The following is a 26,915-nucleotide window of genomic DNA, read 5'->3' on the forward strand; positions in this document are numbered from 1 at the left end:
TATCCGATGCCGTACCTCGACCTCCGACCGTCCACGGGCATCGTCCGGGACGATTCCATTCTTGTGAGAGGCCATGATGTTTCGACACAGACGTGTACTGTCAGCAGCCGCTGCTGCGTTCGCTGCCGTCCTCCTCCTGAGCTCGTGCGGCGACTCGGGTTCGGACGACTCGAGCGCGCCGATCGAATCCGGGGATCCGGTCGTGGGAGGCACCCTCGAAGTCCTGCAGACGGGTGAGCCGCGGTCGCTCGACCCCGCAGCGTTGACCAACTACTGGGCGTTCCAGCCCACGCTCGGCAACGCCCTGTACGGCACATTGATGGTCAACGATGTCGAGAGTCTCGAGATCGACTACAAGATGGCCACCGAGTTCTCGACCGTCGACGGCGGCAAGACGTTCACCCTGAAGCTTCAGCCCGATCTCGTCTTCACCGACGGCACACCGCTCGACGCCGCTGCCGTGAAGTACAACTGGGATCGCCTGACCGATCCTGCACTGGGATCCACTTCGGGACGGTGGGCAGCGCAGATCGAGGAGACACGCGTCGAGGATCCGACCACTCTCACAGTCACGATGCGATCGGAGAACCCGCACTACGCGCAGGCGGTCGTAGGGAGTTCGCTGAACTGGATCGCGTCCCCCGCCGCCCTCGAGCAGGGTCAGGCCGCATTCGACGAGAACCCCGTCGGTGCGGGACCGTTCGTTCTGGAATCGTGGTCACGTCAGGACGCCGTGAAACTGACCAAGAACCCGGACTACTGGGACGCGCCGAAACCGTATCTGGACAGCCTCACGATCCGCACGGTCAGCGACACCAACCAGCGCGTGAACGCGATGACCACCGGCGCAGCGGATTTCGCGTCGGAGACGAACTGGGAGAGCATTGACAAGCTCGAGAACGCAGGTTTGAACACCGAAGTCGTCGCGACCGGCGGCGGTCAGTTCATGGGCATGAACTTCCGGCGCGCGCCGTTCGACGACGAGCGTGCACGTCGCGCCGTGGCACTCGCCGTCGACCTCGACGCGATCAACACCGCTGTCTACAACGGACAGGGCGAGGTCCCGCAAACGCTCTTCGCCGAGAGCTCACCGTTCTTCACCGACATCCCGCTCAAGGAGACCGATCCTGAGACTGCGCAGGATCTGTTCGACGAACTCGCCGCAGAAGGCAAGCCGGTGTCGTTCTCGTTCCTGTCGTACCCGACCACCGAGAGCAGGACCCTCGGTGAGGCACTCCAGGCGCAGCTCAGCGCGTTCGAGAACGTCGAGGTGAACGTCGACGTGGTCGACTACCCCCAGGCGGTGGCCCGGACCGGATCCCACGACTTCGACATGCTGATTTCCTCGGCCATCATCCAGGACCCCGACACCCCGCTGTGGCTGGCCTTCCACAGCGCCTCGACCGGAAACAATGTAGGCGTGTCCGATCCCGAGCTCGATGCCGCGCTCGATGCCGGCCGTATCTCGGAGAACGTCGACGAACGGAAGCCCGCGTACAACACGGTGCAGGAGCGTCTGACCGAACTCGTCCCGGGCATCTGGTACTACCGCGCCGTCCCCGGCGTCGTGTGGGCCGACAACGTGCACGGTGTCGAGGTGTATGCGCTCGGGTCGCCGTTGCCCGAGGAAATCTGGGTTACCGGATAACCCCGACCGCCGATCAGCGAAGTGCTTGCTGCGGGTAGTGGCCTGGATGGTGCCGGTACCCGCAGCAGGCCCAGAACTACAACAGGAGTGCAAGTGTCAGTGAGTCGACCGCACGTGTTGCCGCGCGTCCGTGCACGACGAGGGATTTCTCGACCGTTGCTTCTTGCCGTTGCGTCGGTGATGGTGGCCGCCGGGTGCGGTGGCGGGGATTCGTCGGGAGGCGGAGGGACAGGTTCCGACACGCCCGTGCCCGGCGGCGAACTGGTGATGGCCATCAACGTCGAGGGCAAGACGATGGACCCGGTCTGGTGTGCCAGCAACGCATTCGAACGATGCGTGCCCGTCTTCGGTACCCTCATGCGCTACGACGTCGAGGACGAACAGTTCGTGCCCTCGATGGCGTCGTCCTTCGACTCCGAGGACGGCCGGACGTGGACCTTGACACTTCGGGACGGTGTCCAGTTCACCGACGGCACCCCGTTCGACGCAGAAGCTGTCGTCTTCAACTGGGACCGCATCAAGGATCCAGCGAATCTCTCACCTTCCGCTCTGGTCGCGGCTCCGCTCACGTGGCGGGTCGTCGACCCACTCACAGTCGAAGTCGTTTCGGAACAGACGAACTTCCAGCTTCCCTGGGCATTGACACAGGGCCTCGGCATGATCGGGTCGCCGTCAGCGATCACGCAGCTCGGCCCCGATTTCGGAAACGCGCCGATCGGTGCCGGTCCCTTCACCCTCGACACCTGGGTCCGGAATTCGAAGGCAACCTACACGGCCAACCCTGACTACTGGGACGAGGGCGCTCCGTACCTCGACAGTTACGTTCTCGAGGTGATCGGCCAGGACGACCAGCGTCTGAACGCGTTGCGTGCCGGCGAGATCGACATTGATTGGTCTCTTCTGGCGAAGGACGCCAAGGCGATCGAAGCGGAGGGGTATACGGTCCACAGCCTGCCCCTCGTCGGCGGAACCGGCCTGAATTTCAACCTCGAAGACCCTGATCTGAAGGACCCGCAGTTACGCCTCGCGATCCTGAAGACGTTCGACAGCGCCCAGATCAACAGCGCCGTGTACCCGGGCGACGAACCGGTCGACGCGTTCCTCTACCCGGACAGTCCCTACCGCGACGACTCGCTCGGAAAGTTCCCCGAGAAGGACATCGAGGAGGCGCAGCAGCTGTTCGACGAGTATCTGGACCGGACCGGCAAGTCCGATCTGACCTTGCGTCTGAGCACCTTCGCGGGTCTGCCCGCACTCGAGCAGGTGGCGCAGCTCCTGCAGTCGCAGGCCCAGCAGATCGACGGGCTCACCATCGAGATCGACGCCATGGACTACGCCACGCTCGAAGGCGCTCTCAATGCAGGTGACTACCAACTCGGCATGGCCGCCGCCTTGTCGCAGAACATGGACGGCATCTACGAACGGTTCCACTCCAACGGGACCCGCAATATCACCGGCTACTCGAATCCTGAGGTGGACGAAGCATTCGAGACGAGCCGGGCGTCGCAGGACCCGCAGGTGGTCTCAGCGGCCTACGAGGTGATCAACGGGGAGATCTCCAACGACGCACCGCTGCGGAACTGGCGATACCAGACCGGATACCTCTTCACCCAGGACTACGTGAAGGATCTGATCATCACGGGCACGCCGAGTGGAGCGGGCGTCTACCTGGACGAGGCATGGGTCGACAAGTAGCGGGGGACGCCGAGTAGCGGGCGACGAGAGAGTGCGAGGTGATCGAAACGTGGTCGGACCTTCGGTGCGGCGAAGCGCGGTGTCCGTCGGGAACTTCCTCCTTCTGGTCTGGATGGTCAGCGCGGCGGTGTTCCTGCTTCTGGAGTTGATTCCCGGCGACCCCGTCGACGCACTGGTGCCCCCGGGTGCGTCCGACGCGATGCGCGAGCTCGCCCGCGAGAGCTACGGACTGTCGGATCCGCTCGTGCAGCGGTACTTCTCGTGGATCGGAGGAGTTCTCCAGGGCGACTTCGGGCGCTCGTTCACCACGCAGACACCGGTGCTTACGTCGATCGCCGAACGAGCACCGGTGTCTCTGGAACTCGCGATCCTGTCGATGGTGGTGGCCCTCGCGATCTCGCTGCCCGTCGGTGTCTGGTCGGCGTACCGGCCCGGCGGCCGCGTCGACAGGATTGCGACAGCGCTGACGTCGGCGACACTGGCCATACCGTCGTTCGCGCTGGGAGTCCTGCTCGTCTTCCTGTTCGGCGTACTGCTCGGTTGGCTTCCGACCCTCGGGTGGACACCGTTCTCCGAAGACCCGATCGAACATCTCCGGCACCTCGTACTGCCGGTGATGACCTTGGCCGCCGGGGAATGCGTGCTGTTCACCCGTCTGCTCAAAGGCGACATGATGGCGACCCTCCAGCAGGACCACGTCCTTTCGGCGCGAGCACGCGGACTGCCTACGTGGCGCATTCTGACGGGGCATTCGCTGCGGCAATCCTCGTTCTCCCTGATCACCGTGTCCGGGGTGGTGATCGGCCGGCTCATCGGCGGAACGGTCATCGTCGAACTGATCTTCTCGATACCGGGCATGGGCACGCTGGTCGTCAATTCGATCCTGTCGCGCGACTTCATCGTCGTGCAGGCGGTGGTTCTGCTCAGCGCGTTGCTCTACCTGCTGATCAATACGGCCGTCGACGTCGCTTACCCGTGGCTGGACCCGCGCGTCCGGAAAGTGAGTGGATCGTGACAGATCTCGTCGGGAAGGCCACCGATATCGGAGCACCCGCGCAGGGGCCTGCGATCGGTACGCCTACCAGCGCGGCGCCGGCCGCTGCGCCACCGCGTCGCCGGCGACGCGAGTACGGTGCGTTGCTCGGTGCTGTCTGGATCGGTCTCGTCGTCCTCGCGGCCCTGACTGCACAGTGGCTACCGCTGCCCGACCCCAGTGAGATCACCGACGAGTTCAGTGCGACCCCGGGATGGGGAGCGCACCCGCTCGGGACCGACTCATTGGGCCGCGACACACTGTCGCGATGCATCTACGGCGCGCGGGTGTCGATGACGGTGGCCATCGTCGGTACGACCGTGGCGATGATCATCGGCGTTACGGCGGGGATGGTTGCCGGGTACGTCGGAGGCTTTCTGGACCGGGCGATCTCACTGGTCATCAATTTCCTGCTCTCGTTCCCCGCACTGATCTTCCTCATCGCACTGGTGGCCGCACTCGGTCCGAGTCTGTCGACACTGGTGCTCGGCCTCGCCCTGCTCGGTATCCCGAACTTCGCGCGTGTCGCGCGAGCCAACACGATCGCCTTCTCGGAACGTGAATTTGTCACGGCGGCGAAGGCGCTCGGAGCGGGAACATGGCGGGTGCTCACTCGGGAACTGCTCGCCAACGTGATGCTGCCCGTCATGTCGCTCGCGCTCGTGGTGATGGCGACCCTCGTCGTGGCGGAAGGCAGTTTGAGCTTTCTCGGACTGGGTGTTCCCCCACCCACTCCGAGCTGGGGCGGGATGCTCGCGGCCGGACGCGAATCCCTGAGGGAATACCCCCATCTCGTACTCATTCCCATGCTGTTCTTCTTTCTCACCGTGTACTCGTTCAACAAACTCGGGGACTGGGTGCGTGGCCGGGTCGGGAAGGAGTCGTCCGTATGAGTGGTGTCGAAAGTCTCGAGAAGGACACCGACGGGGTGGAGGCTACGCGGCGGGCGTCACTGCTGGATGTGCGTGATCTGCGGGTGTGGTTCGATACGCCACGCGGCTCGGTCCGTGCGGTCGACGGCGTCGATCTGACAGTCGATCCCGGACGGACACTCGGCATCGTCGGCGAATCCGGCTCGGGAAAGTCCGTGCTGTCCCGCGCGGTCATGAAGATTCTCCCGCCCAGCGCTCAGGTGCATCCGGCCGGTGAGATCCGCTTCAACGGTGTGGATCTGGCGACCGTGTCGCCGAAGAAGAACAAGCACCTGTGGGGAGTGGACCTGTCGATGGTGTTCCAGGACCCGATGACCTCCCTCACTCCGGTCATGACGATCGGGCGGCAACTCACCGAAACTCTCCGGTTCCACCTCGGCCTCGATCGGGCGCAGGCGAAGGCCGAAGCGATCCGATTGCTGACGCTGGTGGGGATACCCGAACCCGAAAGCCGGTTCGCTCAGTACCCGCACCACCTGTCCGGTGGCATGCGGCAGCGCGTCACGATCGCGCTGGCGATCGCGTGTTCCCCGAAGCTGCTCATCGCCGATGAACCGACCACGGCTCTCGATGTCACGGTGCAGCAGCAGATTCTCGATCTTCTCCAGGACCTGCAACAGAAATCGAAGATGGGCATGATCCTGATCACCCACGATCTCGGTGTCGTGGCGGGCCGTGCCGACTCGATCGCCGTCATGTATGCGGGCAAGGTCGTGGAAGTAGGGCCGACGCGTGAACTGTTCGCGCACATGCGGCATCCGTACACCCGGGCTCTGATCGATGCGATTCCGAGGCTCACCCACCCGAGCCACGCCTACCTACCCTCGATTCCGGGGCGTCCGCCCACGATCATCGATCCTCCGCCGGGATGCAGTTTTGCGCCGCGATGCTTCTCCGCTCAGTCTCGATGCCTGATCGAAACACCGGTGCTCGCTACCTCACCCGATTCGCGCGAGCATTCCGCGGCGTGTTTCTTTCCGCTCGGGACCCCGGCGGGGGAGAGCGCCCGTGCAGCAAACATCGCCGCAGGTGTCACCGCGGCGGGCACACTCGTCGACTCGAAGGACGTGAACTGATGGCGGGCAGTAACTGATGGCAGGCAGCGGAGTGGCGCACCTGCGAACCGATGACGACGTGGTGCTGAGCGTCCGGAACCTCACGGTGGAATACGCGGGGCGGGGGAGTGAGCGGGTCTTCGCGGTGTCTGATGTGAGCCTGGACGCCAAGCGGGGGGAAACGATCGGTCTGGTCGGCGAATCCGGATGCGGAAAATCGAGTGTCGCCAAGGCGATCATGCAGCTACCTGCGCCCACGTCGGGATCTGTGGTCGTCGACGGATCGGACATCGCCGGGCTCCGTCCATCCGCACTGCGCGGACACCGGCGGAAACTGCAGATGATCTTTCAGGACCCGATCTCCTCACTGAACCCGCTGCGCAAGGTCAAGGACATCATCGCGGAGGGGCTGAGGATCCAGGGAGACGTGAGCAAGGCCGACGTCGTCAAGCGGACCAGAGACATGATCGAACGGGTCGGGCTCGACCCCGAAACCGCCCCGGATCGCCGACCTCACGAGTTTTCCGGTGGCCAGTGCCAGCGGATCTCGATCGCCCGAGCGATGGTCCTGGACCCGGAGATCGTGATCTGCGACGAACCTGTGTCGGCTCTCGATGTCTCGGTACAGGCGCAGATCATCAACCTCCTCGCCGAGATGAAACAGCGTTACCGACTCACCATGGTGTTCATTGCGCACGATCTGGCGGTGGTGAAGAACGTGAGTGACCGCGTGGTCGTCATGTACCTCGGAAAGGTCTGTGAGGTCGCCGGTTCCGACGACCTGTTCACCGCACCTGTGCACCCCTACACTCGTGCGCTGATCGACTCGATCCCCGATCCGGATCCCGACGCGCAGTTGCCGTCGGCCGTCCTGAGCGGCGACCTACCGTCGCCGTCGAATCCACCGAGCGGATGCCGGTTCCGCACCAGGTGCCCGGCTGCGCAGGAGCGGTGTGCGGCCGAGGAACCGGAGATCCGTGAGCTGCGACCGGGACATTTCGCTGCATGCCACTTCCCCGTCGGAGTGGAGTGAGGAGCCCCGGCTCGGCTATCGCGCTGTCCAGCCACCGTCGACAACGATGGTCTGGCCCGTGACATAGCTTCCCGAGTCGCCGGCCAGCCATACGACGGCGCCTACGATGTCGTCGGGGGTGCCCTCTTTCGGGAGCGGGGTGTTGTGGCGCAGGTACTCGGTCGCGCGTTCGCTCTCGTAGAGGGGGCCTGTGATCTCGCTGCGGAAGAAGCCCGGCGCTACCGTGTTGACGCGGATCGAATGCCGTGCCCACTGCACGGCCAGTTCGGAAGTGAGGCCGGACAGTCCGAGTTTGCTTGCTGCATAGGAAGCCTGGGGGATTCCGGGGACGCCCACGCGGCCGCTGATCGACGAGATGTTGATGATCGCGCCTCGCCCGACGGTGCGCATGTGCGGGAATACGTCCTGGGCGAGTCGGAACGGGGCGAGCAGGTTGAGGTCCATGGTGCGCCGGATCGCGGCGAGCGGCTCGGCCTCGGCTCGCTCTTCGGTGAACATGCTGCCCGCACCGTTGACGAGGATCTCCGGTGGGCCGAGCAGTTCGGCCACGGCCGGTACGACGGTGTCGACCTGATCGAGATCCGACAGGTCGCACGCGACCGCGACACCCCCGATCCGCTCGGCGAGCTCCTCGAGCCGATCCTTCCGCCGGGCCACCACGGCAACCCTCGCGCCGAAGGACGCGAGCGTTTCGGCCACCGTCGCGCCGAGACCCGACGATGCGCCGGTCACGATCGCAACCCGGCCCTCGAGACCGAACATTCGTGCGGCGGTGTCGGGGTTCAGTGCCACAGGGGTCTCCTCGGATTCGAACTGCAAGACGAATTCTTGCAGTGTTGGGCGGCGGTGCAGGCCGATCGTCGGATCGCGTCGGAACGACCGGTCAGGACACGCCGGAACGTCGGTGCGCGTCGATCAACTCGGGAAGCCCGGCGCGCTGGATCTTGCCCATCGCGTTGACGGGTAGCGCATCGACCCGCGTCCAGACCTCCGGAACCTTGTACGGTGAGAGTTCCCGACTGCACAGTTCGGTGAGTGCCTCGAAATCGGGTTCCTCGACCGGGCTTTCGATCACCGCGGCGACCCGCTGTCCGAGTCGATCGTCGGGGATCGGATACACGGCGACCTTGGTGACGTCCGGGTGGGTGCCGATGACCCGCTCGACCTCGAGCGGGTACACGTTGGCGCTGCCCCGGATGATGACGAGCTTCTTGCGGTCCAGCACCGTCAGCCGGCCGTGCTCGTCGACCGTTCCGATATCGCCGGTGGCAACGGGGCCCGGTTCCGGTGGGCTGATGACGCCGTTCTCCAGGTATCCGAGCATGGGTGTCCACACGCGCGCCCACGGACCGTTGTTCGCCGCGGTCAGTTGCAGTTCACCCAGCTCACCCGGAGCGAGGCGCTGTCCCGCGTCATCGTAGGCTGCCACGTCGAGATGCGGTAGGACAGTTCCGCTCGAGCGCGGCTGCCCCTCGACACCCACGGGATCGATCGACACGACGGTAGGTGCCTCGGTCAGGCCGTAGGTGACGCGGGGTTCGAGATGATGTGCGTCGGCGAATGCACGGCGCAATTCATCCGGCGTGTCGCTGCCGCCGCTCCAAACCTCTTGCAGGGAGCCGAGGTCGAGGTCGGGGCGCGCGGCGAGATCATAGATCTGAGCGGGGGCTCCGTTCCACACGGTCACCTCACGTGTGGCGATCCATTCGGCGACGCCCTCGAGATCTCGCCGGTTCATGACGACGGCGCATCCGCCGGCCTGCGCGGTGAGCAGAGTGGACAGCACCATGAGGTTGAGGATCGTGAAGGGGAAGCTGTCGCCCTTACGCAGATCCGGGCCGTACCCACGGGTGGCGACGAGAACCGCGCCCGGAAGCAGGAGATTGCGCTGGCTGTGGACCACTGCCTTGGGCTTTCCGGACGTGCCGCTCGTGAAGGCGATTCCGGCGGGTGCATCGATGTCGAGGTCGAGTGCGGGTGTCTCGCCCCCGCGTGCGAGCAGTTCGGCCCACCTGTCCGGATCTATTCGGCCGGGAGTGCTGAGCTTGCAGTGTTCACCGGCGAGGACAACTGTCGGTGTGCTGAGGTCGTAGAGGTACTGCTGTTCGGCGGCGGGTAGGGCTTCGCCGATGCCGGCCCACACGGCTCCGATTCGTTGGGTGCCGTGGAAGGCTGCGACGATGTCCAGATCGTTGGGCAGGCACGCCGCGACCCGGTCTCCGGGGCGCACCCCGAGTGACCACAGGGCGCCGGCGGCCCGACGGGCCTGGTCGTCGAGGTCCGAGTACGACCAGGTTCCTGAGGCGGCGTCGACGGCGGGCGCATTCGGGCGCTCCGCGAGCGCGGCGTCGAGGACTCTGTCGATCGTTCCCGGGATGGCGGTGTTTTCGTCCACCCACCAGTCATACCACTATCCTTGTAAAGATTCATCTGATAGTTTGGCGCCCACCCGGACGGATGCGCATCCGGGACTTCCGACCCGACGCAGCGAGGTTTCGCCGATGAAACACCCAGGTCCCCTGTCCGGAGTGCGTGTCGTCGATCTCACGGCGATGGTGATGGGTCCGTACTGCACCCAGATCATGGCCGACATGGGAGCGGACGTCGTCAAGATCGAACCGCCGGCCGGCGACAACACTCGATACATTTCGGTCGGGCCGGAGCCGGGAATGGGTGGCGTGTTCGTCAATGTCAACCGGGGCAAGCGCAGCGTCGTCCTCGATCTTCGATCCGACGAGGGTGCAGCGGCCCTGCGCGAACTCATCGCCGATGCCGACGTGTTCATCCACTCGATGCGCGCTACCGCGATCGCGCACCTCGGATTCGGATACGACGAGGTGACGGCCCTGAACCCGTCGATCGTGTACACGAATTGCTACGGGTACGGACGCGGCGGCCCCGACTCGAATCTCACCGCATACGACGACACCATCCAGGCGGAATGCGGGCTGCCGTCCGTGCAGGAGCAGCTGACCGGCGAATCCGGCTACGTCGGAACCATCATTGCGGACAAAGTGGCCGGACTGACCGCCCTGTACGCCACCATGATGGCGCTGTTCCACCGTGAACGGGCAGGGGAGGGTCAAGAGGTCGAGGTCGCCATGTTCGAGACCATGGCGGCCTTCATGCTCGTCGAACACGGCAACGGGGCGATGTTCACGCCGCCATTGGGTCCCGCAGTGTATCCCCGAGTGGTGGCGCCCAACCGGAAGCCCTACCGCACCAAGGACGGTCGGATCGCAGCGCTCGTCTACAACGACAAGCAATGGAGCGCGTTCGTCGACGCTGTGAAACCGTCCTGGGCCGGAGAACATTTCGCGACACTTGCCCAGCGAGCCGCGCGCATCGACGAGGTCTACCGGCTGCTCGGCGACACCTTCCTCGAACGCACGACACAGGAATGGCTCGATCTCCTGCGCTCCCATGACATTCCGGCGGCGCCCGTCAGAACGCTCGACGAGCTGTTCGAGAACCCACATCTCGAGGAAGTCGGCTTTTTCGAGGAGGTCGAATCACCCTACGGCACAGTTAAATTCCCCGGGCCCCCGGCCTGGTTCTCGCGCACACCCGGCCGCATCTCGGGACCCGCGCCCAGGCTCGGTGCGCACACCGACGAGATCGTCGACAACCTTTGTGCTCCCGCCTCGGTGCCGAATGCGAATGCCGAGCGCGACGCATGAACGTCCTGGCGGCACCGGACATCGACCTCCGCGAGTTTCTGCGCCCCGGCGACCACATCGTCATCGGGCAGGCCTGCGGCGAACCCACGACCCTCATCGAAGCCCTGATCGCCCAGGGCAACGACATCGGCGACCTCACGGCGTTCGTCGCGACCAGCTTCTCCGGGATCTTCTCCCCGGAGACGGCGGGCAGTTTCAGGCTGTCGAGTATGGGCGCGATCGGCGCATTGCGGTCGATGACGAAGGCGCACTGCCTCGACGTCATTCCGTGTCACGTCAGCCAGGTCGGGCCGATGATCGAGGCCGGCATCCTGGGATGCGACGTGGCCTTCGTCCAGGTGAGCGAAGCCGATGCCGACGGGAATCACAGCTACGGACTCATCAGCGACTACGTGCAGGCAGCGGTGGGCAAGGCTCGTGTCGTGGTCGCGGAAGTCAACGACCAGGTGCCGTTCACACAGGGCCTGATGCTGCCCGCGTCGAGGATCGACTACGCCGTGCACACTTCGCGCCCGCCGGTCGAGGTGCCACCGGCCCGGATCAGCGACGTCGACGCGGCCATCGCGCGACATGCCGCCGACTACATCGGCGACGGCTCCGTCATCCAGATGGGAGTCGGCGCGGTCCCCGACGCGCTGCTGCGACTGCTGGCAGACCGCAGGGACCTCGGCGTCCATTCGGGCATGCTCGGGGACGGCCTCGTCGATCTCGTCGAAGCGGGTGCGGTGACCAACGCGCGCAAGCGAATCGACCAGGGGGTGTCCATCACCGGAGCGCTCATCGGCACCCGGCGCCTCTACGATTTTGCGCACGACAACCCGCAGATCAGAATGTGCCCCACCTCGTATACACACGACGCGGCCGTGCTCGCGCAGTTGGAGCGGCTCGTCACCATCAACTCGGCGATGGAAGTGGATCTGACCGGGCAGGTCAACGCGGAGCAGAGCGGTGCTGCCTATCTCGGTGGGACGGGAGGCCAGGTCGATTTCGTGCGCGCGGGTTCCCGGTCGCCGGGTGGCCACGCCATCATCGCGTTGCCGGCTACCGCGAAGGGCGGCACGATCAGCCGTATCACCACGGCGCTGTCGGGACCGGTCACCACCGCCCGCAGCGATGTCGACGTGATCGTCACCGAGTTCGGCGCGGCGGATCTTCGAGGCCGCTCGCTCGCCGAGCGGGCCCGGCGACTGATCTCCGTCGCCCACCCCGACTTCAGAGAAGACCTGGCGCGTGACGCCCACACGATCGAGCAGCGAGGATTCTGAGATGAACGACGCCGTACTGTTCGATGCCCGCAACGACGGTATCGCGATCATCACACTCAACCGTCCCGAGGCGCGGAACTGCCTCGCCAAGGATGTCCGCGAGGGCCTGTACGCCGCGTGGGAACGGTTCGAATCCGACCCCGCGCTGCGCGTCGGGATCCTCACCGGGGCGGGCGACAGGGCGTTCTGTGCCGGCGGCGATCTCAAGGAGATGGTGCAGACCGGGATGCGGGTGCCGCCCCGCGATCTGATTCCCGTGCCGTACGACAACGTCGAGCTGACCAAACCGACCATCGCGGCAGTCAACGGTGCCGCGTTCGCCGGCGGTTGGCTCATCGCCCAGTCCTGCGACCTGGCCGTCGCGAGCACGACCGCCACATTCGCGGTGACCGAGGTGAAGGTAGGGAGGAGCTCGCCGTGGGCGTCGCCCCTGATCCACATGATCCCGCAGCGGATCATGATGGAAATCCTGCTCACCGGCAAGCCCATCACGGCGCAGCGCGCCTACGAAATCGGGCTCGTCAACCGGATCGCGGAACCGTCCGCACTGCTCGACACCGCACTCGAACTCGCCCGCGAGATCCTCGCCGGAGCACCGTTGTCCGTCAAGGCGGCGCGGGAGACCGTGATGCTCGCGACGGAGATGGGCCGAACGGCTGCGCTGCAAGCCGCGCGGCACGCGTCCGAGTACTGCTACAACAGCGACGACGCCCAGGAAGGACCGAGGGCGTTCGCGGAGCGGCGTGCACCCGAGTGGTCGGGGCACTGACAATCAGGTCGGGTTGCTGACGGGAGAACCGTCCCGGTGACAACAACACCCGAGGTGCACGTGTGCACCTCGGGTGTTCGTGTGTGCGTCCTTCTCGGACGGGCCCCGCCGGTCTACCGCGGCTTGCGGCGCCTGACGATGTCGCGAACCAGGATGAAGACGATCGCGGCTGCGAAGCCGATCAGGTAAAGGTTCTCGACCCAGCCGCTGTGGTTGCCGATCATCATCAGCAGCAGGAACACTGCGAAGATCCAGCCCAGGGCGCGGAACAGCCGCGGAGCTTCACCGCTCCATCCCCACTCGGCCGACGGCACCTCGGCCGTGTCGACATGAGTGGACTGCAACTCGGTACCGGCCACCGTTGTTCCTCCTGCTCGCCAGATTCTGGTGTTGCCGCTAATCGTGACATACGACCGCCCGTCGTATGAAGCGGGGGCTGCACTCCGCGCGTCGGATTCGTCCCGGTCCGTCACCGCGGGGCGGAACACTCGGTGCATCAGCAACAATGTGTGGGTGGCCGACACAGAGAACTCTGACCGCACGCGGGTGCTGCTCCTGGGCAGCACCGGCTCCATCGGAACCCAGGCGCTCGAGGTGATCGCCGCGAATCCCGACAAGTTCGAGGTCGTCGGCCTCGCGGCCGGGGGCGGGAACATCGATCTGCTGCAGGAACAGATCCGCGCGACCGGTGTCACGGAGGTCGCGGTCGCCGATCCCGCCGCGGCATCCCGGCTCGACCTCCCTGTTCGGAGTGGATCCGACTCAGTCACCCGGCTCGTGCAGGAAACCGAGGCTGACGTCGTCCTCAACGCATTGGTCGGTTCGCTCGGCCTCGAGCCGACCCTTGCGGCCCTCGCGACCGGTGCCCGGCTGGCATTGGCCAACAAGGAGTCGCTGGTCGCGGGTGGGGGATTGGTGACCGCGGCGGCAGCACCCGGGCAGATCGTCCCCGTGGACTCCGAACATTCCGCGCTCGCGCAGTGCCTGCGGGGCGGGACCGGCGACGAGGTCGCGCGGCTGGTGCTCACCGCATCGGGCGGACCGTTCCGCGGATGGACGGCCGCGCAGCTCGACTCCGTGACGCCCGACCAGGCGGGGGCGCACCCGACCTGGTCGATGGGACCGATGAACACGCTCAACTCGGCATCGCTCGTCAACAAGGGTCTCGAGCTCATCGAGACCCACCTGCTGTTCGGAATCGACTACGACCGCATCGACGTCACCGTGCACCCGCAGTCGATCGTGCACTCGATGGTCACCTTCGTCGACGGCTCGACTCTCGCGCAGGCGTCTCCTCCGTCCATGAAACTGCCGATCGCGCTCGCCCTCGGATGGCCCGATCGGGTGCCCGGTGCGGCGCAGGCGCTCGACTTCGCGACGGCCTCGACATGGCACTTCGAACCCGTCGACAACGACGTCTTCCCGGCGATCGAACTCGCACGGGCGGCGGGGCGCGGCGGCGGCTGCCTCACGGCGGTGTACAACGCGGCCAACGAAGTGGCAGCCGAGGCATTTCTCGGCGGTGCGCTCTCGTTCCCGCGGATCGTCGGTACTGTGGACGCGGTGCTCAGCGACGCCGACGAGTGGTCGGCCGAACCCGCTACCGTTGACGATGTGCTCGCTGCCGACAGCTGGGCCCGTGAACGGGCCCGCACACTCGTCAAGTAGGAGGATCGGCCACACATGCTGTTCGTATTGGGCGTCGTGCTCTTCGCCCTCGGCATCGCCGTCTCCATCGCCTTGCACGAGGCCGGTCACATGTGGACCGCGCAGAAACTCGGGATGAAGGTCCGCCGCTACTACATCGGCTTCGGACCCCGTGTGTTCTCCTTCCGGCGCGGGGAGACCGAGTACGGCCTCAAGGCCATTCCCGCCGGTGGCTTCTGTGACATCGCCGGGATGACCGCGCTCGACGAACTCGAACCCGACGAGCACGACCGCGCGATGTACAAGCAGAAGACATGGAAGCGCTTGGTCGTCATGTCCGGCGGCATCGCCATGAACTTCTTGCTCGGCATCGTTCTCATCTACGGGCTGGCGGTGACCGGAGGACTTCCCAACACCGACAACCGCGCGGTGGTCGGCTCCCTCGACTGCGCTGCGCCGACCCAGGCGGGCGAGGAAGGCGGCTACAAGCCTGCACCCTGCGAGGGCATCGGACCGGCGCAGGCTGCCGGCATCGAGGTCGGCGACGTCGTCGTCGCTGTCGACGACACACCCGTCGAGACCTTTCGTGAGCTCGTCACCGCGACGCAATCGCTGACCGGCACCGCGGATTTCACTGTCGAGCGAGGTGACGAAACCCTCACCGTCCCGGTGACGGTCCAGCAAGTACAGCGCTGGGTCTACGAGAGCGACGCCGCCGACGCCGAACCGGTGTCGAAGACCGTCGGCGCGATCGGTGTCGGGGGCGAGCCGACGGTCCTCGAGTACACTCCGCTGTCGGCGGTGCCCGCCACCTTCGAGTTCACCGGTTTCCTTGCCGCGCGCACCGCCGAGGCGCTGGTGTCGCTGCCGAGCAAGGTCGCAGACCTGTGGACTGCGGTGACCGGCGGAGAACGCTCCATCGACACTCCCGTGAGCGTCGTCGGTGCCAGTGTCATCGGCGGCCAGTTCGCCGAACGCGGAATCTGGGAGTCGTTCGTGCTGCTGCTCGCGCAGCTGAACTTCTTCCTCGGCGCGTTCAACCTCGTGCCCCTGCTCCCTCTCGACGGTGGGCACATGGCCGTCGCGATCTACGAGAAGATCCGCAACTGGGTCCGCGGTCTGCGCGGCAAGCCGGTGGGCGCGCCCGTCGACTACATGAAACTGCTCCCGTTGACCTATGTCGCTGTCGTCATCGGCGGTGCATTCATGGTGCTCACTCTCACAGCAGACATCGTCAACCCCATCCAGCTGTTCTGATCTGCGCCGGTAGAATCGCGCAGTAGCTACGAAAGAAGGCGAACTGTGACCAGCCCCGTTGGATTGGGCATGCCCGAGATTCCAGCCGTCCTCGCACCGAGGCGTAAGACCCGGCAGCTCATGGTCGGCGGTGTGGGTGTCGGAAGCGACCATCCCATCTCGGTGCAGTCGATGTGCACCACCAAAACGCATGACATCAACGCAACCCTGCAGCAGATCGCAGAGCTCACCGCTGCAGGATGCGACATGGTCCGCGTCGCGTGCCCGCGTCAGGAAGACGCCGATGCGCTGTCCGCGATCGCGAAGAAGAGCCAGATCCCGGTCATCGCCGATATTCACTTCCAGCCCCGCTACATCTTCGCGGCCATCGATGCCGGGTGCGCGGCGGTCCGCGTCAACCCGGGCAACATCAAGGAGTTCGACGGCCGCGTCAAGGAGGTTGCAAAAGCGGCAGGCGACGCAGGCATCCCGATCCGCATCGGTGTCAACGCGGGGTCCCTCGACCCGCGGATCATGGCCAAGTACGGCAAGGCCACACCCGAGGCCCTCGTCGAATCGGCGATGTGGGAGGCGGGTCTGTTCGAGGAACACGGCTTCGGAGACATCAAGATCTCCGTCAAGCACAACGATCCCGTCGTCATGGTCGAGGCCTACCGGCAACTCGCCGCCCAGTCCGACTACCCGCTCCACCTCGGTGTCACCGAGGCGGGCCCGGCATTCCAGGGCACTATCAAGTCGGCCGTCGCATTCGGTGCGTTGCTGTCGCAGGGTATCGGCGACACGATCCGGGTGTCGTTGTCCGCCCCGCCCGCCGAAGAGATCAAGGTCGGCGGCCAGATCCTGCAGTCGCTGAACCTCAGACCACGCAAACTCGAGATTGTTTCGTGCCCGTCGTGCGGTCGCGCGCAGGTCGACGTCTACAAGCTCGCGGACGAAGTCACCGCCGGACTCGAAGGGATGGAGGTCCCGTTGCGTGTCGCGGTGATGGGTTGCGTCGTGAACGGTCCCGGCGAAGCCCGCGAAGCCGACCTCGGTGTCGCCTCCGGAAACGGCAAGGGCCAGATCTTCGTCAAGGGCAAGGTCATCAAGACCGTGCCGGAAGCTCAGATCGTCGAAACGCTCATCGAAGAAGCGATGCGTATCGCGGAGGAGATGGAAGGCGCAGGAGCGGGCTCCCCGACCGTGTCCATCTCCTGATACGGATGGGGCGCTCGAGACGTCTGTGGCGTACTCGGATCCGTGGATCGGGACACGATTTCCCCGACGGCGTGACACGTGGCACTCTGATTTCGTATCGGCTTGTCGACGGGTGGTGAGCGAGTGCTCAAGCTTCTTGGTGTCCGGTCGTTGGGAGGCCGCGACACGGCCGCGGTGCAACGGGTGCTCGCCCGCGACCCCGTGGCGTCGTGCATGGTGGCGGGGCGTGTCGAGGAGTACGGCCTCGACCACCGCTCGTTCGGCGGGGAAATATGGAGCCGCGGCGGTCCCGACCAATCGTTGTGTTTCTCCGGCGCAAATCTGATTCCGCTCCTGGGCGACCCGGACGACATCCACGCCTTCGCCGAGCGGGCCGCCCGCGGACCACGGCTGTGCTCCTCCGTGGTGGGGCGCGCTGAGTACGCACTGCCGATGTGGGAGCTGTTGGAATCGACGTGGGGACCGCCGCGTGAAGTGCGGGCGGAGCAACCGCTGCTCGTGCTCGACCGCGAACCCCTCATCCAACCCGACTCGCGCGTTCGGCGAGTCCGGCCGGAAGAACTCGACCGGTATCTGCCCGCGGCGATCTCCATGTTCATCGAGGAAGTCGGCGTCGATCCGCGGGCAGGCGACGGGGGAGCAAGCTACCGGCGTCGTGTCGCGAGTCTCATTGCCGCCGGACGCGCGTGGGCGCGATTCGAAGGCGGCCGTGTCGTGTTCAAGGCAGAGGTCGGGTCGGTGTCGTCGGCCGTGGGGCAGATCCAGGGTGTGTGGGTGGAGCCGGAGATGCGCGGGCAAGGCCTCGGTACCGCAGGCACCGCCGCGGTGGCTGTTGCGGTCACCGCGAGCGGTCGTCTCCCGAGCCTGTACGTCAACAGTTTCAACGTCAGGGCGCGAGCCGCTTACGCGCGTGCGGGGTTCCGCCAGGTTGCGACATTGTCCACGGTCCTCCTGGACTGAGGTGGCGCCTGAGCCGAATTCGGCTCCTGAGCCCTTACGATGGCGGCGATGAGACCTCGATCCGCTCCGTCGTGCCGTGCCGCGGGGAGATCCGCGGCCGCCGTCACGGCGCTGCTGATGCTCCTCGGGCTCGTCGCAGCCTGTACCCCGCGCGCCGCGGGCCCGGAACCGGCGGCCCAACTGTTCTTGAACGCCTTTGCCGAGCAGGATTTCGCGGCGGCGGCCACCCGCACCGACCGACCGGACGATGCCGAGAGCTCGCTCGTCGAGGTCTGGGACGGACTGCAGGCGGAGTCGCTCACGGCAACCACTACGGGAGCCCGGCTCGACGGTGACTCTGCCGTGGTCGACTACAGCTACGAATGGCGCCTTCCCAAGGAACGAGTGTGGCAGTACACCGGACAGCTGCACATGGGTCGCAGCGGCGAGGACTGGGTGGTGCGCTGGTCGAAATCCGTCGTGCACCCGCAGCTCGGTGATCGTCAGACGATGTACCTCAGGAGTGATCCTGCACCCCGGGCGCGGGTCAATGAGCACGCAGGAAGCGACGTGCTCGTGCCGGGCATCGTGTACGGCATCGCGTTCGACGGGTCCCGGAGCCCCGATATTCCGGCTGCGGCGCGCTCGCTGTCGGCGGCGATCTCTCGGTTCGACCAGTCCTTGACTGCCCAGTCGATCGCCGAGTCGGTCACGGCAGCCGACGGACCGCGTGCGGTCGTGCGTCTTCGCGAAGATGACTACGAGCTCGTCGCCGACGCGCTCGCGGCCATTCCCGGTGTTGTCGTCACCGAGCAGGCAGACATGGTCACGACCGATCGGACCTTCGCGCCCGACCTGATCGGTCAGGTCAAGAAGACCGTCATCGACCAGGTCGACGGCACTGCCGGCTGGAGCGTGGTGCTCGTCAACCAGTACGGCGTCGAAACCGGTGTCCTCACGGAGACTGCGCCGCAGCCGGTGCCGTCGTTCTCGATCAGTCTCGACCGCCCGATCCAGGTGGCTGCCCAGGCTGCGGTGGACGGTCGTACCGAGCAGGCGATGATGGTCGTCCTCGAGGCATCGACGGGAGCCGTGCTCGCGGTTGCGCAGAACAAGGCGGCCGACAAGGACGGTCCGGTTGCGCTCATGGGTCAGTATCCACCCGGATCCACATTCAAGATCATCACATCGGGCGCTGCGATCGCGAGCGGACTCGCGACCCCGGAATCGATGGTGCCGTGCCCCGGCCGCATCACGATCGGCGAGCGGAGCGTTCCCAACTACAACGAATTCGCGCTCGGCACGGTCTCGATGGCCACTGCATTCGCGCGCTCGTGCAACACCACATTCGCCAAGCTCGCGTCCGAGATGCAGCCCGATGCACTCACTGTCGCCGCGGCGCAGTTCGGCATCGGCGTCGGCCACGACGTGGTGGGCATGCCGACCGACTCGGGATCCGTACCTCCCGCAGAAGATCTCGTCGAGCGGACCGAGGACGGTTTCGGGCAGGGCAAGGTGGTCGTCAGCCCGTTCGGGATGGCACTCGCTGCGGCGACGGTTGCGAGTGGGCGGACCCCGATCCCGTATCTCATCGAGGGTCGGGACACCGCGGTGGAAGGCGAGGCGCCACCGATCTCACCCGAGGTGGTCGACGGACTGCGGGGCATGATGCGACTGGTCATCACCAGTGGTACCGCCGATCGGATCCGTGATCAGGGCGACGTCTACGGCAAGACGGGCGAAGCCGAGGTCGAGGGTGGGTCGCACTCGTGGTTCGTCGGATATCGGGGCGACCTCGCCTTCGCGACGCTCGTGGTTCGGGGAGGAAGCTCGGACAACGCGGTGGGCGTCACCCGCGACATGTTTGCTGCACTGCCACCCGAGTATCGGGAGGACGGGGCGTGATTCGCACCCGCAACACCGTCAGGGCAGCAGACCCAGTTTTCTCGCGACGATTACTGCCTCGTGGCGGGAATTCACATCCAGTTTGTTCATGGCGCTACGCAGGTAACTCTTGACGGTCTCGGATCCCACCGCCAAGCGCCGGGCGATCTCGGCGTTGGTGCAGCCCAACGCCACATACGACAGGACATCCGTCTCACGCGCAGACAGCGTGACCACGGTGTCCGACGACGACTTGCCGACGAGCGCCGACGCGAGACGATCGGACAGGCCCCTGAGTTGCTGCTGGAGTCCGGCGTCGTCGACATTCCGCGCCAGCGCGCGCAATTCGGCGTGGATCTCCCGCACCTCTGTGCCCGCGATGGGGCTCTTCGTGTCGGAGCAGAGGTAGCCGAGCATCGCGACCCGCCGATCCACTTCGTCGCGCACGGTGATCTCGCTCGCAAGCCTGGTCGCGGCGTGGACGAAGGCGCTCACGACGCGATCGCCGAAGCGGCTTCGCTCGCGCACCGCGCCGTACAACACGGCCCGGGCAGCGCCGCCGACCACCACCGGTACCGCCAGGATCGAGCGCAACCCCTCACTGAGCACCGGACGGTCGAAATGATGGGTGATCGACGAGGCGCTTGCGTAATCGGCGACGGTTACCGGACGTGCCTCGTCGAGTGCACGGCCACCGAGTCCTGCGCGCGGCGGTACGACGACCCCCGACAGACCGTTCGTCCGCGTGCCGAGAAACTCGCTCAGGTGCAGGTGGCCGTTCTTCACCTCGCCGGCGAAGACAACGGGGACCTGTGCCTGCGAGGCAGTTCGGCGCAGTTCGCTCCGTAGCGCGTCGCCGTCTCGGGGACGAAGCAGGGAGGAAGCAGTGGACACTGTCGGCCACCCCTTTCCGGGGGTATCGGGAGGGTTCTGTGACAGGAATCATAAATGTGTCAGGGTCGAGTGGGCCCGGGCCCTATGCCGATGCGCGACGAGAGGACGGACCGATGGCCGACACAGCAGCCCGTGTGCAGGAACTTCTGGACCGATACGCCACAGCCGACGCCACCGCTGCCCGCTTGTTGTGCGACGACCACCCGGCCGATGCGGTGGCGTTCACGGTGATCGACGCCGATCTCGCATCGGTCGACTTGACCTACGGCGACCTGTCCGAGCGGTCGGCGCGATTCGCGGCGGCGCTTGCTGATCTCGGTGTGGAACCGGGCGATCATGTCGCCACCTTGATGGGAAAGTCCGCGGACCTCGTGGTTGCGTTGCTCGGCATCTGGCGTCGCGGTGCCGTGCACGTACCGCTGTTCACGGCGTTCGCACCGCCCGCCATCGCCTTCCGGCTCGGCGCGAGCGGCGCGAAGGTCGTCGTCGCGGACGGTGATCAGATGGGCAAGCTCGCTCCCGGCGACGACATCCCTCACGATGCCCCGTGGCAGGTGATCGTCGCCGGTGACGGGGACGGTGTCGGTCTGGACTTCGCCGAGCTCGTCGAATCCCATTCCGCACACGATCCGCGAGGTGAGGCGGTGGCGGTGGGTGGCGAGGGGGGCCTCGTCCAGCTCTTCACATCGGGCACCACCGGCACTCCCAAAGGCGTGCCGGTGCCGGTCAAGGCCCTGGCATCGTTCCACGCCTACCTCGAATTCGGTCTCGACGTCCGTGAGGACGACGTGTTCTGGAACGCGGCCGATCCGGGTTGGGCGTACGGGCTGTACTACGCACTCCTCGGGCCCTTGGCTGCGGGTCGGCGGAGCCTGCTGCTGCACGCCGGATTCTCCCCGGCCCTGACCTGGCAGGTACTCGACACCTTCGGCGTCACCAACTTCGCGGCAGCACCGACTGTGTATCGATCGTTGCGAGCCGACTCGGCACCGCATACCAGGATCCGCCTGCGCCGGGCATCGTCGGCGGGGGAACCGCTCACTCCCGACGTGCTCGCCTGGTCGCGTGAGGAACTCGGCGTGGTGGTGCGCGATCAGTACGGTCAGACCGAGCACGGCATGTTCGTCGTCGACGCGTGGGCCGACGGGCTCCGCGAAGATGTGCCGGAGCGTTCGATGGGAAAGCCGTTGCCGGGATGGACCTGCGCGGTGTTGCGCGACGACAACGACGATATCGCCGCACCCGGCGAGCTCGGCCGGGTTGCGATCGACGTCGAGAAGAGCCCCCTGGTGTGGTTCACCGGTTACGTCGATGCACCGGAGAAGACTGCGACTCGATTCACCGATGATGGGCGCTGGTACCTGACCGGCGATGCCGGAAAGATCGACGAGAACGGCTTCTACTTCTTCTCCTCGCGCGACGACGACGTCATCATCATGGCCGGCTACCGCATCGGACCGTTCGACGTCGAATCCGTGCTCGTGATGCATCCGGACGTCGTCGAGGCGGCGGTCGTCGGACTACCCGACGAGTTGCGCGGTGAGGTGCTCGAGGCCTTCGTGGTGCTTCGTGACGGTGTCGACGGCGACGATGCACTCGAAGCGGACCTGCAGCGGCTCGTGAAGACGAAATTCGCGGCACACGCCTATCCGCGAGTTGTCCATTTCGTCCCTCACCTGCCCAAGACTCCGAGCGGCAAGGTACAGCGGTTCCTCTTGCGGCAGGGAAGTAAATCGTGATCGGCGAGAGACGGTTCGTGGACCGGCGAGCGAGGGTGTGCGGGGCGCGAGCCCGTGGCGGGGTCGTGGGCGACTAACCTGGAACGCATGTCTACCCGTGCCCCGCTCGTCCCAGGAACCCCGACCCCCATCCGCGAGGTCCCCAAGTCCATCGAGCGCCCTGAGTACGTCTGGAAGCCCACGGCGAACGAAGGCAACGAGCCGTGGGTGCAGACTCCGGAGACGATCGAGAAGATGCGCGTTGCATCGAAGATCGCGGCGCAGGCGCTCGTCGAGGCAGGCAAGGCGGTCGCCCCCGGCGTGACGACCGATGAGATCGATCGCATCGCACACGAATTCATGTGCGATCACGGCTCCTACCCGTCCGACCTGGGTTACCGAGGGTTCTCGAAGTCGGTCTGCGTGTCGCTCAACGAGGTGATCTGCCACGGAATTCCGGACACCACCGTGATCGAGGACGGCGACATCGTCAACATCGACGTGACCGCCTACATCCACGGTGTGCATGGCGACACCAACGCCACCTTCCTCGCGGGAGACGTGTCCGAGGAGGCGCGACTGCTCGTCGAGCGCACGCGTGAGGCGACGATGCGCGCGATCAAGGCGGTCAAGCCTGGCCGGGCGCTCAACGTCATCGGCCGGGTGATCGAGTCGTACGCCAACCGGTTCGGATACGGCGTGGTGCGCGACTTCACCGGCCACGGCATCGGAGAGACATTCCACAACGGGTTGGTGATCCTGCACTACGATCGTCCCGACATCGACACGATCATCGAGCCGGGCATGGTGTTCACGATCGAGCCGATGATCAACCTCGGCACCCCGGACTACGAGATCTGGGACGACGGCTGGACCGTGGTCACCAAGGACCGCAAGTGGAGTGCCCAGTTCGAGCACACGCTCGTCGTCACCGAGACCGGTAGCGAGATCCTCACACTGCCCTGAGTGGAGCGGCCGTCGCGAATCGAGCTTGCGAATCCCGCAGTGAAGGTTCGGCCCCGTCGGTCGATGTGAGATCGAGGTGAGATCGGTCGGACTGTTCCGCACACGTGCAGTCGATCAGGAAACGAGTCGGGCGGGTGCGATGCCGGATGCGGGATGCTCCGGCGTGTAGCGTTTGCGCGCATGGAAACCAGGACGGTGAGCGCCCCAGGGGGGAGCGTTCGGGTGTATGTCGGGGGGCCCGACAGTCGGCATACAGTGCTGTTGCTTCCCGACGCGGGAGAGTCTGCACAGGTGTACGACGTCGTATGCGAGCGTCTGCACAACTCGGATCTTCGTACGATCGTCGTCGACGACATCACCGGTCTCGGCCCGGCCGACGTGTTCGCGATCCTCGACGACCTGACTCTGCCGTGGGTGCATCTGGTGGGCAGCGGTGCCGGCGCCGAACTCGCGTGGGCGGTCGCGGCAGGCCGGTTCGGCCGGTTCGCGAGTCTCGTCGTCGCCGAACGCGGGCACCCGGCTGTCGCAGCCGCCGACGGCACCGTGCGAGATGAGTCGGCACCGGCCGCGGAGGTCCCGACGACCATCGTGATCGGGAGCGCCGCGCGGCGGGCGGAGGCGGAGGGCTCGATGCGTTACGTCACCGGCGAGTTTCGCGTTGTCGAACTCGACGGTGTCGAGAACATCCCGGCGCACGCACCGGCAGACTTCGCGTCGGCGATCGCGCTGCGCACCGGAAGCTGGTAGACGAAACGACGCCACCTCCCGGGTTCCGAAGAACCGAGAGGTGGCGTTCGCCGGACCGGTCGGAGACCGAGCCGATCAGAGACCGAGGAGGGCGTTCTCGACGAGCTCGGGCAGCGCCGGATGGATCCAGTACTGGCCGGAGGCCATTTCCTGTGCTTTCAGCCCGAAGCTCATCGCCTGGATCAGCGGCTGGATCACGGTCGACGCCTGCGCCCCGATGATGTGCGCCCCGAGCAGCAGTCCGGTGGACCGATCGGCGATCAGCTTGCAGAAGCCTTCGGTGTCCTCCATCGCCCAGCCGTACGCGACATCCCCGTAGTTCTGGACCTTGACCGAGATGTCGTATCCCTCGGAACGGGCCTGTTCCTCGGTCAGTCCGACGGTCGCGATCTGCGGATCGGTGAAGACCGCCGCCGGCACGAAGCGGTGATCGGCGCGTCGCAGTCCGGATGTGTCGTCGTTCCACGCGTCGTGGAGGAGGTTGTGCTGCACCACCCGGGCTTCGTGGTTTGCGACATGCTTGAGCTGGTACGACGACGACACGTCTCCGAGAGCGAACACACCGCGCGCGGTGGTGCGCTGGAACTCGTCGACGACGATGCGGCCCTCGTCGTCCAGCTCGATCCCTGCCTTCGCTACATCGAGCAGGTCCCCATTGGGCTCGCGGCCGGTCGCTACCAACAGTGCGTCCCCGGACACCACGGTGCCGTCTCCGAGTTCCACCTCGACTCCGTCGCCGACGGGCCGGAACCGGCGTGCAGGAGCGGTCAGATGCACGTCCCATTTCTCGCGGGCCAGCGACGTGAAGCGCTCGGATACCTCGGTGTCGAGATGACGAAGTAGTGCGCCGCTGCGCGCGATCACCGACACTCGGGTGCCGAGTGCCGAGAACACATGTGCAAACTCCATGGCAATGAATCCGGTACCGAGAATCACCAACGACTCGGGGAGCTTCGACAGACGCATGATGTTGTCGCTCGTGTAGTAACGCACGCCGCTGTCGAGAACGCTGTGGGGGACCGCCGCCCGTGAGCCCGCGGCCACGACCACCTGGTCGGCCGTGATGGTCTCGCCGGTTCCCGTGTCGATGGTGCGTTCACCGGTGAACCGGGCATGCCCGTCGTACACGGTGACGTTGTCGCAGTCCTCACGGCGGTAGCGCTCGCCGCCCGCAGCGATCGGATCGATGCGCCCGAACACTCGATCGACGATGTCGTTCCACCGCACCCCGTCGATCGAGGCATCGATGCCGTACTTGCCCGCGGTGCGCACAGTCCGTGCAACCTCGGCGGCGTAGACGTACATCTTGGTCGGGATGCACCCGACGTTGAGACAGGTACCGCCGAAGGTGCCCTCTTCGAGGAGCGCGACGCGCTTGTCGTCGTAGCGTCCGTCGATGAGCGAGTTACCCGATCCGGTGCCGATGATCGCGAGGTCGTAGTGGGTCACGCATGCTCTCCCGTGGTTCGTTGCCGGGCGCCGTCTGCCCGGGCGCCGGTCTCGTCGCCGGTCCTGTGACCGTCCAACCATTCCAGCCACAAGTCCAATTCCCGGAACGCCTCACCAAGGGGTCCGGGTGTGGAAAGGAACACATCGTGGCGAGCGCCGTCGATGGGCACGATCGTCGTGCGGTTGCCGAGGCACCCCGCCCACCGGGCGATCTGCCGGACGTCGAGCACTGCGTCGACGGTGTCGATCGCCGGGTCGTACTTCGGTGCCGAACCACTCCTACCCGAACGCAGGACGAGCGAGGGCACCCCGATATCGAGGCCATGGTGCAGCTGCGCATGCCCGTGTCGGATTGCGCGGATCCATCCGAACCTGATCGGAAACCCGGCCAGCGGCTTCCAATCGAGGTCATAGGTCCAGCCGCCCTGCTGGAGGCTCGCCCCGTAGGTGTCGAGCTTCGGCCCGGGTATCGCGTCTTTGGGCCGGAGCCGGCCGATGAGATCGACCGCTGCTGTGCCGATATTGCGCAGGTAGGACGGTCCCTGCAGGTCGAACCACGGACTGTTGAGAATCAGACCCATCACTCCGGCCCCGTGAGCCCCGCCGGGACGCCGCTCGAGACGGTCGAGCCACAGCGGCAGCACGAGACCGCCGGTGGAGTGGGCGGCGAGCAGTACATTCCCGGTCGTGTCGTCACCACCGGTCTCCTCGCGCACGAGACGCAGGGCCTGATCGAGTTCGGAGTCGTAGAACCTCAGATCGGTGACGAAGTGGGGAGTGTGCCCATGACCGCGCGAACGACCGCATTTTCGCAGGTCCAGGGCGTAGAATCGATAGCCCCGTGCGGCGAAGTGCTCGGCCAGGTGCTGTTGGAAGAAGTAGTCGGTGAAACCGTGGACGTAGAGAACCGCACGATCGGGAAGATCGAAGTCGTCCGGCTGGTACCGAACGACTGTCGCACTGATCTGGCCTTCCCCGTCAGGGTCGGTGCCCAGAGGTAAACTGAGCTGCTGGTATCCATCGCCGAGAATGTCGGGCTGCCAAGTTGTCACTATCACACTGTATTGGTGACCGAGGTAGGCGGAAGTGGGTACACAATTGGGTGAA

The 26,915-nt window shown here is 65.8% G+C and carries 23 protein-coding genes; 17 read left to right on the plus strand and 6 right to left on the minus strand.

The genetic code is table 11. The annotated features are described in order from the left end of the window. The first annotated feature begins 202 nt into the window (after positions 1-202). The 6 genes from HCA61_RS13465 (at position 203) to HCA61_RS13490 (ending at position 7,396) form a co-directional block, all read left to right on the plus strand. Positions 203-1,648 carry an ABC transporter substrate-binding protein gene (locus HCA61_RS13465; protein WP_308198814.1) on the plus strand — a complete coding sequence of 482 codons (1,446 nt, stop codon included), beginning with the start codon at positions 203-205 and terminating at the stop codon, positions 1,646-1,648. A 93-nt stretch (positions 1,649-1,741) separates the two neighbouring features. Continuing rightward, positions 1,742-3,343, plus strand: coding sequence for an ABC transporter substrate-binding protein (locus HCA61_RS13470; protein WP_169688689.1), 1,602 nt, complete (start codon positions 1,742-1,744; stop codon positions 3,341-3,343). Positions 3,344-3,392: 49 nt separating this feature from the next. Further along, positions 3,393-4,358, plus strand: a complete 966-nt coding sequence (locus HCA61_RS13475; protein ID WP_346777561.1) for an ABC transporter permease — start codon at positions 3,393-3,395, stop codon at positions 4,356-4,358. Continuing rightward, complete coding sequence (locus HCA61_RS26835) at positions 4,355-5,269, plus strand: ABC transporter permease (protein WP_247274315.1); 915 nt, start codon at positions 4,355-4,357, stop codon at positions 5,267-5,269. The genes HCA61_RS13475 and HCA61_RS26835 overlap by 4 nt, the downstream gene beginning before the upstream one ends. Beyond that, entirely contained in the window at positions 5,266-6,384 is a 1,119-nt protein-coding gene (locus HCA61_RS13485; RefSeq protein ID WP_169688691.1) for an ABC transporter ATP-binding protein, read from the plus strand. Before HCA61_RS26835 ends, HCA61_RS13485 begins: the two co-directional genes overlap by 4 nt. 16 nt (positions 6,385-6,400) lie before the next feature. Continuing rightward, positions 6,401-7,396: an oligopeptide/dipeptide ABC transporter ATP-binding protein gene (locus HCA61_RS13490; RefSeq protein WP_169688692.1), complete on the plus strand. Its 996-nt coding sequence runs from the start codon at positions 6,401-6,403 to the stop codon at positions 7,394-7,396. 15 nt (positions 7,397-7,411) lie between these two features. On the opposite strand, the gene HCA61_RS13495 is transcribed toward HCA61_RS13490, so the two are convergent. Then, positions 7,412-8,188, minus strand: a complete 777-nt coding sequence (locus HCA61_RS13495; protein ID WP_247274141.1) for an SDR family oxidoreductase — start codon at positions 8,186-8,188, stop codon at positions 7,412-7,414. Between the two features lie 91 nt (positions 8,189-8,279). Beyond that, complete coding sequence (locus HCA61_RS13500) at positions 8,280-9,791, minus strand: class I adenylate-forming enzyme family protein (RefSeq protein ID WP_247274142.1); 1,512 nt, start codon at positions 9,789-9,791, stop codon at positions 8,280-8,282. Between the two features lie 106 nt (positions 9,792-9,897). Here HCA61_RS13500 and HCA61_RS13505 point away from each other — a divergent pair, with 106 nt between their 5' ends. Genes HCA61_RS13505 through HCA61_RS13515 form a run of 3 tightly spaced genes read left to right on the plus strand, consistent with a single transcriptional unit; the run spans position 9,898 to position 13,110 of the window. Then, entirely contained in the window at positions 9,898-11,076 is a 1,179-nt protein-coding gene (locus HCA61_RS13505; protein WP_169688693.1) for a CoA transferase, read from the plus strand. Beyond that, positions 11,073-12,341, plus strand: a complete 1,269-nt coding sequence (locus tag HCA61_RS13510; RefSeq protein ID WP_169688694.1) for an acetyl-CoA hydrolase/transferase family protein — start codon at positions 11,073-11,075, stop codon at positions 12,339-12,341. The genes HCA61_RS13505 and HCA61_RS13510 overlap by 4 nt, the downstream gene beginning before the upstream one ends. A 1-nt stretch (position 12,342) precedes the next feature. Beyond that, complete coding sequence (locus tag HCA61_RS13515; RefSeq protein ID WP_169688695.1) at positions 12,343-13,110, plus strand: enoyl-CoA hydratase-related protein; 768 nt, start codon at positions 12,343-12,345, stop codon at positions 13,108-13,110. Between the two features lie 113 nt (positions 13,111-13,223). Here HCA61_RS13515 and HCA61_RS26345 read toward each other — a convergent pair whose 3' ends face one another. After that, complete coding sequence (locus HCA61_RS26345) at positions 13,224-13,469, minus strand: DUF2631 domain-containing protein (protein ID WP_247274145.1); 246 nt, start codon at positions 13,467-13,469, stop codon at positions 13,224-13,226. Positions 13,470-13,623: 154 nt separating this feature from the next. Here HCA61_RS26345 and dxr point away from each other — a divergent pair, with 154 nt between their 5' ends. From dxr to HCA61_RS13545, 5 genes are all read left to right on the plus strand, one after another. Beyond that, positions 13,624-14,778, plus strand: a complete 1,155-nt coding sequence (gene dxr, locus HCA61_RS13525; protein ID WP_169688697.1) for a 1-deoxy-D-xylulose-5-phosphate reductoisomerase — start codon at positions 13,624-13,626, stop codon at positions 14,776-14,778. 15 nt (positions 14,779-14,793) lie between these two features. After that, entirely contained in the window at positions 14,794-16,014 is a 1,221-nt protein-coding gene (locus tag HCA61_RS13530; RefSeq protein ID WP_169688698.1) for a site-2 protease family protein, read from the plus strand. Positions 16,015-16,059: 45 nt separating this feature from the next. Beyond that, entirely contained in the window at positions 16,060-17,211 is a 1,152-nt protein-coding gene (gene ispG, locus HCA61_RS13535) for a flavodoxin-dependent (E)-4-hydroxy-3-methylbut-2-enyl-diphosphate synthase (protein WP_169688699.1), read from the plus strand. Between the two features lie 123 nt (positions 17,212-17,334). Then, complete coding sequence (locus tag HCA61_RS13540) at positions 17,335-18,171, plus strand: GNAT family N-acetyltransferase (protein WP_169688700.1); 837 nt, start codon at positions 17,335-17,337, stop codon at positions 18,169-18,171. Between the two features lie 48 nt (positions 18,172-18,219). After that, positions 18,220-20,055: a penicillin-binding transpeptidase domain-containing protein gene (locus HCA61_RS13545; protein ID WP_169688701.1), complete on the plus strand. Its 1,836-nt coding sequence runs from the start codon at positions 18,220-18,222 to the stop codon at positions 20,053-20,055. Positions 20,056-20,073: 18 nt separating this feature from the next. On the opposite strand, the gene HCA61_RS13550 is transcribed toward HCA61_RS13545, so the two are convergent. Further along, positions 20,074-20,928, minus strand: coding sequence for a LuxR C-terminal-related transcriptional regulator (locus tag HCA61_RS13550; protein ID WP_169688702.1), 855 nt, complete (start codon positions 20,926-20,928; stop codon positions 20,074-20,076). Positions 20,929-21,041: 113 nt separating this feature from the next. On the opposite strand from HCA61_RS13550, the gene HCA61_RS13555 reads away from it, so the two are divergent. The 3 genes from HCA61_RS13555 to HCA61_RS13565 all read left to right on the plus strand — a co-directional run bounded on the left by HCA61_RS13555 (position 21,042) and on the right by HCA61_RS13565 (position 24,359). Beyond that, entirely contained in the window at positions 21,042-22,667 is a 1,626-nt protein-coding gene (locus HCA61_RS13555; RefSeq protein WP_169688703.1) for an AMP-binding protein, read from the plus strand. 87 nt (positions 22,668-22,754) lie between these two features. Next, positions 22,755-23,612, plus strand: coding sequence for a type I methionyl aminopeptidase (map, locus tag HCA61_RS13560; protein WP_169688704.1), 858 nt, complete (start codon positions 22,755-22,757; stop codon positions 23,610-23,612). Between the two features lie 195 nt (positions 23,613-23,807). Then, positions 23,808-24,359 carry an alpha/beta hydrolase gene (locus HCA61_RS13565; RefSeq protein ID WP_169688908.1) on the plus strand — a complete coding sequence of 184 codons (552 nt, stop codon included), beginning with the start codon at positions 23,808-23,810 and terminating at the stop codon, positions 24,357-24,359. Positions 24,360-24,434: 75 nt separating this feature from the next. On the opposite strand, the gene mtr is transcribed toward HCA61_RS13565, so the two are convergent. Then, positions 24,435-25,808: a mycothione reductase gene (gene mtr / locus HCA61_RS13570; RefSeq protein ID WP_169688705.1), complete on the minus strand. Its 1,374-nt coding sequence runs from the start codon at positions 25,806-25,808 to the stop codon at positions 24,435-24,437. Continuing rightward, complete coding sequence (locus HCA61_RS13575) at positions 25,805-26,860, minus strand: alpha/beta hydrolase (RefSeq protein WP_169688706.1); 1,056 nt, start codon at positions 26,858-26,860, stop codon at positions 25,805-25,807. Before HCA61_RS13575 ends, mtr begins: the two co-directional genes overlap by 4 nt. Positions 26,861-26,915 lie beyond the last annotated feature (55 nt).

This window comes from Rhodococcus sp. HNM0563, from assembly GCF_012726195.1.
In the GTDB taxonomy this organism is placed as follows: domain Bacteria; phylum Actinomycetota; class Actinomycetes; order Mycobacteriales; family Mycobacteriaceae; genus Rhodococcus.